The sequence below is a fragment of the Kutzneria buriramensis genome (assembly GCF_003387475.1).
GTDB lineage: Bacteria > Actinomycetota > Actinomycetes > Mycobacteriales > Pseudonocardiaceae > Kutzneria > Kutzneria buriramensis.
The window spans coordinates 162,998-176,046 of the sequence record NZ_QUNO01000020.1 but is presented as its reverse complement, the minus strand read 5'-3'; the positions used below and the strand labels follow the sequence as shown (position 1 = coordinate 176,046).

Annotated in this window: 10 protein-coding genes; 4 read left to right on the top strand and 6 right to left on the bottom strand. The window is 71.1% G+C overall.

From position 1 onward, the window contains the following. Positions 1–12: 12 nt before the first annotated feature. On the top strand, positions 13–1,668 hold the full coding sequence (locus BCF44_RS58795; protein ID WP_116180501.1) for a substrate-binding domain-containing protein: 1,656 nt from the start codon (positions 13–15) through the stop codon (positions 1,666–1,668). A 267-nt stretch (positions 1,669–1,935) separates the two neighbouring features. Here the strand turns inward: BCF44_RS58795 and BCF44_RS44190 are convergent, their stop codons facing one another. The 4 genes from BCF44_RS44190 to BCF44_RS44175 are packed head-to-tail and all read right to left on the bottom strand — an operon-like array spanning position 1,936 to position 5,535. Then, positions 1,936–2,499 (bottom strand): DinB family protein, encoded by a 564-nt coding sequence (locus BCF44_RS44190; RefSeq protein ID WP_116180591.1) that lies wholly within the window; start codon positions 2,497–2,499, stop codon positions 1,936–1,938. 13 nt (positions 2,500–2,512) lie between these two features. Continuing rightward, positions 2,513–3,463 carry a non-homologous end-joining DNA ligase gene (ligD, locus tag BCF44_RS44185; RefSeq protein WP_246016171.1) on the bottom strand — a complete coding sequence of 317 codons (951 nt, stop codon included), beginning with the start codon at positions 3,461–3,463 and terminating at the stop codon, positions 2,513–2,515. A 4-nt stretch (positions 3,464–3,467) separates the two neighbouring features. After that, positions 3,468–4,868, bottom strand: a complete 1,401-nt coding sequence (locus tag BCF44_RS44180; protein WP_116180499.1) for a sensor histidine kinase — start codon at positions 4,866–4,868, stop codon at positions 3,468–3,470. After that, positions 4,861–5,535: a response regulator transcription factor gene (locus BCF44_RS44175; RefSeq protein WP_116180498.1), complete on the bottom strand. Its 675-nt coding sequence runs from the start codon at positions 5,533–5,535 to the stop codon at positions 4,861–4,863. Before BCF44_RS44175 ends, BCF44_RS44180 begins: the two co-directional genes overlap by 8 nt. Positions 5,536–5,654: 119 nt before the next feature. Here BCF44_RS44175 and BCF44_RS44170 point away from each other — a divergent pair, with 119 nt between their 5' ends. Continuing rightward, positions 5,655–6,386: an ABC transporter ATP-binding protein gene (locus BCF44_RS44170; protein WP_116180497.1), complete on the top strand. Its 732-nt coding sequence runs from the start codon at positions 5,655–5,657 to the stop codon at positions 6,384–6,386. After that, on the top strand, positions 6,386–8,851 hold the full coding sequence (locus BCF44_RS44165) for an ABC transporter permease (protein ID WP_116180590.1): 2,466 nt from the start codon (positions 6,386–6,388) through the stop codon (positions 8,849–8,851). Before BCF44_RS44170 ends, BCF44_RS44165 begins: the two co-directional genes overlap by 1 nt. A 341-nt stretch (positions 8,852–9,192) precedes the next feature. Here the strand turns inward: BCF44_RS44165 and BCF44_RS44160 are convergent, their stop codons facing one another. Both BCF44_RS44160 and BCF44_RS44155 read right to left on the bottom strand, forming a co-directional pair. Next, the gene (locus tag BCF44_RS44160; protein ID WP_116180496.1) at positions 9,193–10,227 is read right to left on the bottom strand and encodes an amidohydrolase family protein; all 1,035 of its coding nucleotides are present in this window, start codon (positions 10,225–10,227) and stop codon (positions 9,193–9,195) included. After that, entirely contained in the window at positions 10,224–11,648 is a 1,425-nt protein-coding gene (locus BCF44_RS44155) for an MFS transporter (RefSeq protein ID WP_170218075.1), read from the bottom strand. The genes BCF44_RS44160 and BCF44_RS44155 overlap by 4 nt, the downstream gene beginning before the upstream one ends. A 129-nt stretch (positions 11,649–11,777) precedes the next feature. Between BCF44_RS44155 and BCF44_RS44150 the strand changes: the two genes are divergently transcribed. Continuing rightward, positions 11,778–12,545: a GntR family transcriptional regulator gene (locus BCF44_RS44150; protein WP_116180589.1), complete on the top strand. Its 768-nt coding sequence runs from the start codon at positions 11,778–11,780 to the stop codon at positions 12,543–12,545. The last annotated feature ends 504 nt before the right edge of the window (positions 12,546–13,049 follow it).

Below are 13,049 nucleotides of genomic sequence, written 5' to 3'. Positions count from 1 at the left end.
TGCTCGCGCCCCATGGCGGCACATCACTCGCGCGACTCGCGGCATCCGCTGCGTCCGTTCCTCCTCCCCCTCATGGTCGCCTCCCTCGCTGTCACCGGCGTGGTCGTGGCGAACGCCGTGCGCTCGTCGCACTGCCACGGCCAGTCCGTCACGCTCCGTGTAGTCGTCGCGCCCGCCATGCTCGCGCCCGTGCGGAACATCGCCGAGGCCTTCGACCCCAGCGCGGCCGACGGCCCCTGCTTCTCCGTGGAGGTCGCCGGCGAGCAGGCCGCCCAGGTCGTGCAGGACCTCCCCGTCAACCCGATCGACCCGCCGGCGCTGTGGATCCCCGACTCCAGCCTGTGGGTGCCGACCGCCCAGCAGCTGGAATCCAAGATCACCGGCCCCACCCCGCACCTGCTCGAGCACTCGTCGCTCGCCTCCTCGCCGCTGGTCATCGCGACCAGTCAGCAGCAGGCCGCCAAGATGGGCTGGCCGGCGTCCCGGGTCAGCTGGCAGCAGCTCGTCGGCGGCGACGTCGCCATCGCCGACCCGCTCAGCAACACCGAGGGCATCGCCACGCTCGCCCTCGCCCAGCAGCTCTCCCCCGCCTCGACCGGCACCCCGCCGCCCCAGCTCATCTCCGCGCTGCTCAAGCTGCGCAGCTCCACTGTGGACAGCGTCGACTCCGCTTTCGGTGTCCTGCAGGGCAAACCCGGCGCCGTCTTCACCACCACCGAGCAGTCGGTCGTCGCCCACAACGCGTCGGCCACCACCAAGGTCGTCGCCGTCTACCCCGCCGAGGGCAGCGTCCTGTTCGACTACCCCGTCGTCCGCGTCGCCACCAACACCGAGTCCTCGGCCGTCGCCGCCGCGGCCACCTCGTTCGAGAACGAGCTCCGCTCCGCCCGCTCCATGGGCGTCTTCGCCGCCGCCGGCTTCCGCGACCCGCACGCCGTCGCCTCCGCCTCGTGGGGCGGCAAGGACGGCGTCCGCTCCCAGACGCCGGCGATCCTGCCCGCCCCCACCGCCGACCAGGTCACCACCGTCATGCGGGCGTGGAACGTCGTGCACCTGGACGGGCGGACCCTGGCGATCATCGACACCTCCGGTTCGATGAACGAGCCCATGCCCGACCACCAGAAGCGCATCGAGGTCGCCCGCGACGGGGCGCTCGCCGGCCTGTCGCTGATGCCCGACACCACCGCCGTCGGCCTGTGGACTTTCGCCCAGCAGACCACTGAACTCGTGCCGCTGGGACCGCTCGGCGGCCTGGACCACGGCGTGCCCCAGCGGCTGGCCCTGCAACAGGCCGGCCTCACCCTGCCCGGACGCGTCGGCGGCAGCACCGCGCTGTACGACACCGCCCTGTCCGGCTTCGAGGAGCTGCGCAGCACCTACGACCCCACCAAGGTCAACGCCGAGGTCCTCATCACCGACGGCCGCAACGAGACCCCCGGCGGCCTCGACCTCAACAGCCTGCTCACCAAGCTCCGCACCGAGGTCGACCCCACCCGCCCCATCGAGATCATCGGCATCGGCCTGGGCCCCGACGCCGACATGAACGTCCTCAACCAGATCGCCGCCGCCACCGGCGGCAAGGCCTACCAGGCCCTCGACGGCGCCGCCTTCCGCGCCGTCTTCTTCGACGCCCTCAGCCGCCGCCCCTGCACCAGCGGCACCTGCTGACCCCAGTCCCGCCACTCCGCTCGAAGGCCCCACCCACCGTTCCCAGCCCCACCCACCACGACCCTGCTCAGCCACCTCGCCGTTCCACCGCCCGCCCGACCACCGCACTAATCCCGCATGTGGTCCACCACGTCCAGCCTCTGCTCCCGGACCCGCCCATCGCCGCTCCGCCCCTCGACCGATTGCTCACCCTGCAGCGCGACCACCCCGCCCGCTCCTCAGCCTGTCAACCACCCTCAGGACCGTCGCCTCCCTTGTCGCCACCCGCTACTGCCACTCAGTCGCCGCCTTCTCCACCGCCGCTCGCCGTTCGGCCCAGAACGCCGCATCGCGGCCCAGCATGTCCGCACCGGGCTGGCCGTCGAGGCCCTCGCGCAGGATGTCGGCGTGCCCGGCATGCCGGCTGGTCTCGGTGAGCATGTGCACCAGGATGTTGAACAACATCACGTCGGGCCGCGGCCACCACGGCACGTGCCCGGCGGCGTCGATGGGCAGCGCCTCGATCGTCGCGTCCGAGTGCTCCACCACGCGCCGATAGCGGTCGACGATCTCCGCGCGGCTCTCGAGCTCGGTGGCCCACATGTCCCGACCACGCTGCGACAGGTCGTCCCACCGCGGCATGGCCTCGGCGAACGGCCGCCCGAAGACGTCGCCGAAGTACCGCGACTCCGACAGCGTGAGGTGCTTGACCAGGCCGAGCAGGTTGGTGCCGGTGTAGGTCAACGGCCGGCGGATGTCGTGCTCGGACAGGCCGTCGAGCTTGCCGATCAGCTCCTCACGGATCGAGCGCAGATCGTCGTGCAGATACTCTTTCGCGAATTCGTCGATCATGGACGTCAGCTTGTCACTGGGACTCGCCCGGGTCCTCGGCGCCGTCACGCTCGTCCCGCTCGGCCCACTCCAGCAGCGGCTCCAGCGAGTACGCCACGTCGTCGATGCCCTCGTGCAGGTCGCCGAGCTCGGCGAACCGCGCGGGCACTGTGGCGATGGTGAAGTCTCGTGGCTCGACGCCGGGCAGCTCGTCCCAACGGATCGGCGTGGACACCGTCGCTTCCGGCACACCCCGCACGGAGTAGGCGCTGGCGATGGTGTGATCGCGGGCGTTCTGGTTGTAGTCGACGAACAGCGTCCGCGGATCGCGGTCCCGCCGCCACCAGGTGGTCGTGACGACGGCGGGCGCCCGGCGTTCCACCTCGCGGGCGAAGGCGAGCGCGGCCCGGCGGACCTGACCGAACTCCCACTCGGGCCGGATCCGCACGTAGACGTGCAGGCCACGGCCGCCGGAGGTCTTCGGGTAGCCGGTGACGCCGAGTTCGTCGAGCACCTCGTGCACCACCCCCGCGACCCGGCGGACCGTGTCGAAACCGCACTCGGGCATCGGGTCCAGGTCGATGCGCCACTCGTCGGGTCGCTCGGTGTCGGCGCGGCGGGAGTTCCATGGATGGAACTCGACGCAGGACATCTGCACCGACCAGATGACGTCAGCGAGCTTGGTGACGCACAGCTCGTCGGCATAGCGCTTGTACCGGGGAAAGTGCACCCGCACGGTCTCCAGCCAGGGCGGCGCTCCGGCCGGCACCCGCTTCTGGTGCACCTTCTCGCCGGCGGTCCCGCTCGGGAACCGGTGCATCATGCACGGCCGCTCCCGCAGCGCCCGCACGATGCCCGGCCCGACGGCCAGGTAGTACTGGGCCAGATCCAGCTTGGTCTCGCCGCGAGCGGCGAAGTACACCCGGTCCGGGCTGGACAACCGGACCGGGAGGCCGTCGACGTCCAGTTCGACCGGGCTCGCCACCCGATCACGGTAACTCGGGACCGGGGAATGCACCCGGCAAGCGCGCGACCAACCTGGCGCCGGTGTCGCTGTTCTCGACGCACAGCGAGCCGCCATGCCGGACCGCGATGCCCCGGGCCAGCGTGAGCCCGAGCCCGGAGCCGCCGACGTCGCGTGCCCGGGCATCGTCCAGCCTGACGAACCGGTCGAACACGCGTTCACGATCGTCCACGGGTATGCCGGGCCCGTCGTCGAGCACCGTCAGCACCACCTCCCTTCCACCGGTCAGGGACACCGTGACGGTCGAAGCGGCGTGTCGCACGGCGTTGTCGAGCAGGTTCCGGAGCAGCCGCTCCAGCTGCACGAGCTCGCCGCGCACCATCGCCGGACCATCCACAACGGACCGCACCGTCGGCCCGCACTCCAGCGACGACCTCTCGGCGACCTGCTCCGTGACCACCTCGGCCAGGTCGACCAGGTCCGGCGGCGCCTGCTTGTCCTCGACGGCGAGCTGGAGCAGGTCGGCGGTGATCCGCTGGAGGCGCTGCACGTCGAGCAGCGACTGCCGGGCGACGGTCGGCCAGTCGGCCCGGTCCGGGTGTTCGAGCGCGACCTCCAGACCCGTGCGCAGGCTGGCCAGCGGGCTGCGCAGCTCGTGGCTGGCATCGGCGACGAACCGTTCCTGCTGGTCGTGGGCCCGCTGGAGTCGTTCGAGCGTTTCATTGGTGGTGACCGCGAGCTGGGAGATCTCGTCCCGCGACGGCGGCACCGGCACTCGCCGGTCGAGCCGGCTGCCGTTCACCCCGGCCAGCTCGCTGCGGATCGCGTCCACCGACCGGAGCGTCCGCCGCAAGGCGAACCACGCGACCACCGCGGCGATGAACGCCGCCAGCGGGACGAAGATCTCCATCGACTCGTCGAGCAGCTCGACGGCGTTGAGCGCGTCCCAGGGCAGTACGAACTGGTACACCGTGAGCCGTTGCCCGGACGTACCGGTCGCGATCCTCCCCAACGCGGTGTACGTGCGGAACTCACGCCAGTGCGAGTGCTCGACCGACCGCAGCGTCACCTCGGTCGTCGTCTGCCAGTTCCCTGGCGCACCAGCAGGTGCTGGCGGCGGCAGCGTCCACTGTGGATGCAATCGGATGATGCTGTCGCTCGTCACCACCGCCTTGCCGCCGTCGTCCACCGCGACGAACATGGCGTCGCCGTTCAGACCCGAGTCCTCCGGCGCCGTCCGGCCGGCGGCAAGCGTCGGCGCCAGCCGTTCCACCTGGGCCCACGTGGCTTTCGCCGCCCCCGTGGACAACCGCGCCTCCACGAAGGCCCGGACGCCCAACGCTCCCAGACTGAACACCACCCCGCATGCCAGCGCGGCCGCGAAGGCCGCGCCGTGCCGGACCGACGCCGGCCACCACCTACTCATCGTCGACCAGCCGGTAGCCGATGCCGCGCACGGTGGCGATCGTGCGTCGCCCGAACGGCGCGTCCACCTTGCGGCGCAACGTGCTCACGTACACCTCGACGATGTTCGGATCGCCGCGGTAGGCCATGTCCCAGACCTGGTCGAGGATCTCCTGCTTGGCGACGACCTCCCCGTCCTGGCGCAGCAGGCACTCCAGCACCGCGAATTCCTTCGACGTCAGGGTGATCGGCTGCCCGGCCCGCCGGACCGTGCGCTTGGCCGGATTCAGCACCAGGTCGTCGAAGGTCAGCTCGGCGGCCGCGCTCACCCGCCCGCGCCGCGTCAGCGCACGCAGCCGGGCCTTCAGCACCACATAGGAGAACGGCTTGCTGAGGAAGTCGTCGGCGCCGGTGTCGAGCGCCTCCGCCTCGTCGTACTCGCCGTTCTTGGCGGTGAGCATGAGGATCGGCGTGGTGACCCCGCATGCGCGCAACGCCTCGCACACCTTGTACCCGTTCAGCTTCGGCAACATGATGTCGAGCACGATCACCTGGTACGCGTGCTCCTGCCCACGCGCGAGGCCCGTCAGCCCGTCGTACGCGAGGTCGACGGCGTAGCCGTCCGCCTCCAGTCCCCACTGGAGCGACTCGGCCAGCCGCCTCTCATCCTCCACGACGAGCACTCGCATGCGTCGATCCTCCCAGATGGGCCCGACAGATCCTGAAGAGAACTTCAGGTCGCTTCAGGACTCGTTCAGCCGCCCCCCGGCACGATCGCCGTGCGAGCCCGACGAGCGAGGAGAGCACAGTGGACAGTCCAGCGGCGGTCGAAGCGGCCGACGTGGTGAAGGTGTACGGACACGGCGACGGCGCGGTGCGGGCGCTCGACCACGTGTCCGTCGCCTTCCCGACCCGCCGGTTCACCGCGATCATGGGACCGTCGGGCTCCGGCAAGTCCACGCTGATGCACTGCCTGGCCGGCCTGGAGCGGGTGGACTCGGGACAGGTGCGGATCGGCCGGCACGAGGTCACCCGCCTGTCCGACGCAGCGCTCACGCGTGTGCGCCGCGACCACGTCGGCTTCGTGTTCCAGTCCTTCAACCTGCTGCCCACGCTGAGCGCCGAGGACAACATCCTGCTCGGCCTCCGCCTCGCCGGCCGTGACCCGGACAAGCAGTGGTTCGACACCGTGGTGGACGTGCTGGGACTACGTGCCCGGCTGGGACACCGGCCGAGTGAGCTGTCGGGCGGCCAGCAGCAGCGGGTGGCGTGCGCCCGCGCGCTCGTGGGCCGGCCGGACGTGGTGTTCGCCGACGAGCCGACCGGCAACCTGGACTCCCGCTCCGGCGCGGAGGTGCTGGGCTTCCTGCGGGCGTCGGTCCACGAGTTCGGGCAGACGGTGGTGATGGTGACGCACGATCCCGTCGCCGCCTCCTATACGGACCACGGAGTTCTACTCGCCGACGGTCGAGTCGCCTCGCATCTTCAGCGGCCCACAGCCGACGCCGTCCTGTCGGCGCTGACGAGTCTGGGGGCGTGATGCTGCGTACCGTTGTCGCCGGTCTCAAGGCCCGGCCCAAGCGACTGCTGCTGTCGGCCGTCGCCATCATGCTCGGCGTGGCCTTCGTGTCCGGCGCGCTGGTCCTGGCTGACGCCGTGCACGCAAGCGTGCGAGCAGCCGTCACATATCAGCTGCGCGGCGTCGACGCCGACGTCACCGTGAAGCATGGCGATCTGGACGACACCGTCCTGAACCAGATCCGCCAGGCGCCGGGCGTCGCCTCGGCCGAGGGCCGCGCCTTCACCCCGACTCCCCTGCTGGTCGACGGTCACGCACGGGACGCCGGCGCGATCGCCCTGCCCGCCGACCCTCGGCTCCGCCCGTTCGACCTGGCCGGCGGCCGTCTCCCGGGCAAGGCGGACGAGGTCGCCACCGCCGCCGAGCTCGGCTACGCGCCCGGTGAGCGCGTGACGGTGTTCGACCAGAACGGCACGCAGCACCAGTACTCGGTCGTCGGCTCGTTCAGCCGGCCGACCGACGCGGGCATCGGCGCGCCGCAGTTGGTGCTCACTCCGGACGCGGCGCGGCAGCTCGCGCCGGGGACGGCGTACAGCGAGATCATCGCTCGCGCGGCGCCGGGCGTGAGCCAGCAGCAACTCGCCGACAGCATCGCCCGGACCGTGCACGGCGTCGACGTTGCGACCGGCGAGCAAGCGGCGTCGCAGCTACTGGGCAACGCCGCCCCGGACTCGGCGAGCCTGACCAAGTTCTTCACGGCCTTCGCGGTGTTGGCGATGGTGGTGGCGGGATTGGTGATCCTGAACTCGTTCACCATCCTGGTCACCCAGCGGGCCCGCGAGCTGGCACTGCTGCGCTGCGTCGGCGCCGACCGGTCGCAGGTCTTCGCCAGCGTGCTGGCGGAAGCCGTGGTGGTGGGCGTCGTGGCATCTGTCGTCGGATTGTTCGCAGGCCTGGGCGTCGCCGCCGCGCTCCAGACGATCATCGGCGCACAGTCCGTGTACGTGCCGCTCAGCGTGCGCAGTGCCGTCGAATCCGTGGCGATCGGCGTGCTGGTCACGGTCCTGGCCGCCGCTGTACCGGCACGGGCGGCCACCCGGGTCGCACCGGTGGAGGCACTGCGGACCCCGCTCGAAGGCAAGTCCACGCGGGCCGGCCGACTGCGGGTCACCGCCGCGGTCGTGGCGTTTCTGGTCGCCGTCGGAGCGGGCGCGCTGTCACTGGGCGTCGACACCGACACCGGCGCCGCACTGGCGATCGTCGCCATGGTGGCGCTGCTGCTGGCGGCGCTCACCATCGGCCCGGTCCTGGTCGGGCCAGTCGTACGCACCTTGAGCTCGGTGTTCGCGCCGGCCGTGGGCCAGCCCGCCAAGCTGGCCGCGCTCAACGCCGACCGCAACCCCCGGCGCACCGCCGCCAGTGCCGCCGCGCTGACGATCGGTCTGGCGGTGGTGTCGATGGTGACCACGACGACCGCCGGCATCGAGGCCGGCCAGAGCCGAGGCCTCGATCAGCAGCTCGCGGCGGACTTCACCGTCACCACCGCCGTCGTCAACCGGCCACTGCCCGACAATCTGGCCGGCACCCTCGCGCGGGTTCCGGGTGTGTCGGTCACCGCCGAGCGGCTGTCGTTCAACGGCGACCTCGGCTCCGCCGGTGTCTACAGCATGGCCGCGGTGACCGGGAGCGCCGTCGGCAGCCTGCTGCACCCGGCGGTGCTGTCCGGCCGGCTCGACCACCTAGACGTGGGCGAGATCGCCGTGAGCAAGGAACTCGCCACCGAGACGAGGCTCAAGGTCGGTGACACCGTGGCAGCCAGGACGCCCCTCCGTGTCGTCGCCGTGTACGACAGCGTGAACGCCCCCGGCGTCGACCTCGGCCTCGCGCTGGTCGATCTCGCGCAGCAGCAGGCGATCGCGTTCAAGGGCGAGCCCGGCTACGACGAGAGCGTGCTGGTCAAGGTGGCCTCCGGGTCGGCCGCCGCTCAGGTCCGTCCCGTACTGGAGCAGGCGCTGTCCGGCGCACCGCTGGCACAGCTCAACACCGTCGCCGACATCAAGGAGCAGATGACCACACCGCTGCGCGGCACGCTGAACCTGTTGTGGGCTCTCACCGCCCTCGCCGTGTTGATCGCCTTCGCCGGCATCGCCAACACGCTGTGGCTGTCCGTACTGGAACGAACCCGCGAGTCCGCCCTGCTGCGGGCCCTCGGCCTCACCAGGGGCGGCCTCGGCGCCACCGTGATGACGGAGTCGGTGTTCGTGGCCCTGCTCGGCGCCGCATGCGGTCTGATGGTCGGCGTCGCGTCGGCCTGGATGCTGGCCCGCGTGGCCTCCACCGACGCCCAGCCCGTGCTGTTCACCCTGCCCTGGGACCGCCTCGGCGTCCTCGTCGCCGCCTCCGTCCTGGCCGCCGGTCTCGCGGCTCTGATCCCCGCCCGCCGCGCCGCACGCCAATCCCTCACCACCGCCATGGCCGACCGATGAACCCCCGCGAGTCACGCTCACAGACACATCGAATGTACGTTTCGAGCAGAACTGCGACTCGAAGCTCGGTTCCCACGAGGACGGGTCGGTGCCAGCGTGACCCTGATTCCGGGCGTTCGCGGTGGACCATGACGACGACCCATCGTGCGGGCCGACCGTCGTGTACGGCGGGGACCTCGGCACCGCGTCGGATCAGCTCGACGACGACCGCGTGGGGCCGAACTTCGTGGCCTGGCATCGCACGTGCCCGCGCCGACGGTTCGCGCGGCTCGAGTCCGCGCCAGCGACCGCCGCCCTGACCATCTCCGTCCAGTGCGGGCCGAGCCAAGTCTTCCCCTCGCTCAGCTGCCATGCTCGGACTGACTTTGGCCGTGTTCATTCCGGGCCCGGGAGACCCGAGAGGCGAGCCGCGGATAGACGCGGCGGGCGTTGTGCTCGTACACCTTCGCGGCGTCCTCCTCGGACAGCTTCACGGCATCGACGTACCGCCGGGTGTCGTCGAAATGGTGGCCGGTGCGGTGATCCACGCCGCGGACCGCGCCGAGCGCCTCCGAGCCGAAGAGCACGGCGTCCGGCTCGATCACGTCGAACAGGAGGTTGATGCCCGACTGGTGGTAGACGCAGGTGTCGAAGGAGACGTTCGCCAGCACGTGCCGGGCGGGGTCCGGACGGCCCAGCATGTCGGCGAGGCCGCGGTAGCGGCCCCAGTGGTACGGGACCGCTCCCCCGCCGTGCGGGATGACCAGCCGCAGCTCGGGCAGGTCGCCGAACAGGTCGCCCTGCACCAGCTGCATGAAGGCGGTCGTGTCGGCATTGAGGTAGTGCGCGCCGGTGGCGTGGAACGCCGGGTTCGCGGAGGCGGACACGTGCACCATCGCCGGCACCTCCAACTCGATCATCGCCTCGTAGAAGGGATACCAAGCATGGTCGGTTAGCGGTGGCGCGGTCCAGAAGCCGCCGCTGGCATCGGGATTCAGGTTGCAGCCGACAAAACCCAGCTCCGTCACGCACCGCCGGAGCTCGCCGATCGAGCGCTCGATCGGTACCCCCGGCGACTGCGGCAGCTGGCACACGCCGACGAAGCGGTCGGGGTGCAGCGTGACGACGCGGTGGATGAGGTCGTTGCATGCCGCTGCCCAGGCGGCGCTGAGGGTCTCGTCGCCGAGGTGGTGGGCCATGGCGGACGCGCGGGGCGAGAAGACGGTCAGGTCGATGCCACGTTCGTCCATGAGCCGCAGCTGGCCCCGCACGGACTCGCGGATCTCGTCGTCGGAGATGGCCGGGTACGGCCGGATGTCGCCGGCGAGCTGCTGTTCCCGCCATGTGGTGTGGGCGGCGGGGGCGGTCGTGTAGTGGCCGTGGCAGTCGACGATCACGGGGAAAGCTCCTCCAGAGCACGGTTGCGGGTACGCGGCGTGAACTGGGCCAGCACGGCGGCGACGACCAGGAAGCTCGACACCAGCAGCAGCGCCGGCAGCGGCGCGAGCAGCGGGACCAGCGGGGCGATGACCAGCACGCCCGTCGCGCCGCCGAGCACGCCGATGCCGTCGACCAGGCCGAAACCGGCGGACCGGATGCGGGTCGGGAAGCTCTCCGCGGACAGCGCGAACGTCGGCGGCACCCAGACGTTGAAGCCGAAGAACACCAGGAAGGAGCCGGCCAAGGCCCAGCCGATGTCCGTGCCGAACACGGCGATGATGACCGCGCCGAGCACGGTCATCGCCGCGCCGACGGGCAGCCAGTAGCGGCGCTCCAGCACCTCCGAGTAGCGGGCGGAGAACAGGCCCTGCACGAAAAAGCCGACGCCACCGGCGGCGGAGATCATGCCGGCGACCGGCGGCGTGAAGTGCAGGCTGGTGAGCACCACCGTGGAGCCCGTGGAATAGGAGAAGACCGTTGCGTAGCCGGTGAACCACATCGCCACCAGCAGCAGCGCGCGTCGCCGGTAGCGGCGGTTCGCGAACAGCTCGCGGTAGGCGTGGCTGGCGTGCTCGGCCGGCGGCGGCACCGTGGACGGGTCGGGCTCGGGCAGCGGACCTCGTGCCCTGGCCTCCAGGCCCGTCACCACCGTGTCGGCGTCGTCGAGGCGGCCGTGTTCCACCAGCCAGCGCGGGGATTCCGGCAGGCGCGACGCCGCCGCGGTGGCGAGCGCGCCCAGAATCACCGCCACCCAGTGGATCCAGCGCCAGCCGTTGGCGAGACCGAACGCGAGCGGCATGCCCTGGGGAAACGGCGCCGCCTCCGTGGTGAGCACCAGCCCGAGACCGATGCCGACCATCGCGCCGAGCGTGCACAGCACGAAGGTCGTTGCGGTGTAACGGGCCCTGGCTCCGTGCGGGGCGAGTTCGCCGATGTAGGTGTTGCCGACCGCGAGCACGCCGCCCATGGCTATGCCCGTGACGGCCCGGCCGACGGTGAACGTCGCGTAGTCGCCGGCCAGGGCAGCGATCACCGAGCCCAGCGCCGTGAAGGCGACCGAGGCTGCCAACACCGACCGTCGGCCGAAGCGGTCCGACATCGGGGCGATGAGCAGGCCGCCCACGACGTAGCCGGCGAGGTACGCGCAGACCGGCAGCGGCAGCCAGGACTGCGCGTTCGCCGGCGTGCAGCCCGGGACGATCTGGCTGCACGTCTGGAGGAACGAGACGTTGATGTCGAAGTTGCAGTAGAAGATCACGAACATGCCGAAGCCGACGATGCCGGTGGCCGCGTAGCCGACGGCCCGCCGCGGCAGGCGGTCCAGCCGGGCCAGCACGGCGGCTCGGTCCTGCGTCGGCGCTTGCGCGCTGCTGGACATGAACCCTCCCTCGGGTCGATGGCCCGGAACCGTAGCTTCGCCACCACGATCGTCACAAGAGTTGTGAACGAGATTGTTGACAATCTTGTGTGAGATGCTTAGCGTCCGTTGTCGAGGAAGGGAGCACCCATGTCGAGCGCGCCACGGGACGGCGAGGCCGGCGGAGCCGGGCAGTACCTGGCCGAGAGCGTGGGCGGCCGGCAGATTCGGGAGACCCATGCGGGGCCGCATCTCCAGGAGAGCAGGCTTGGTCGGCAGCAGCAGGAAGGCGAGGCCGGCAAGCAGGCGGCGATCGCCGCGTTGCGGGCGGCACTGCTGTCCGGCGACGTCGTGCCTGGTCAGCGACTAGTGGAGGCCGAACTGGCCGAGACGTTCGGGGTCACGCGCGCCAGCGTGCGGGCCGCGCTGATCGACCTGACGGCCGAGGGGCTCGTGGAGCGCATTCCGAACCGGGGGGCGCGGGTGCGGGTCGTGACCGTCGACGAGGCCGTGGCGATCACCGAGTGCCGGATGGTGTTGGAGGGGCTCTGCGCCGCCAAGGCCGCGGAGAAGGCCACCGACGACCAGATCGAGGCCCTCGTCGAGGTCGGCGAACAGATGCGGGCGGCCGTCGCCGACGGCGAGCCGATGAAGTATTCGGCGCTGAACCGGGAGTTGCACCGGCTGGTGCGGGAGATCGCCGACCAGCCCGTTGCCGGCGAACTGCTGGAGCGGCTGCACGGGCAGATCGTGCGGCACCAGTTCCGGCTGGCCATGCGTGACGGCCGCACGCACGTGTCGCTACCGGAACACCTGGCGATCATCGAGGCCATCGCCCGCCACGACTCCGACGCAGCCGAGGAGGCGGCTCGCGCCCACCTGCGCAGCGTGATCACCGCGCTCCGCGAAACGGAGTAGACACCAACGGAACGCGGTCACGAGGCTTCGCGAGACAGAACAGCGGCGCACACCAGCACAACATCCGCGCTCCGCGAACGGAGCAGCGGCGTGCACCAGTGCGGCATGGGCACCAGCTCCGCGAACCGAGCAAGCGAACCGAGCAAGCGAACCGAGCCGACGAAGCGCCACCACAGCACGTCGGCCAGCGTCCGAGGAGCGCGGTCACAGCACTTCGGCCAGCGTCCGAGGCGCGCGGTCACAGCACTTCGGCCAGCGTCCGAGGCGCGCGGTCACAGCACTTCGGCCAGCGTCCGAGGCGCGCGGTCACAGCACTTCGGCCAGCGTCCGAGGCGCGCGGTCACAGCACTTCGGCCAGCGTCCGAGGCGCGCGGTCACAGCACTTCGGCCAGCGTCCGAGGCGCGCGGTCACAGCACTTCGGCCAGCGTCCGAGGCGCGCGGTCACAGCACTTCGACAAGCGTCAAAGGAGCGTGGTCACAGCGCTCGCGCAACACACCAGGTG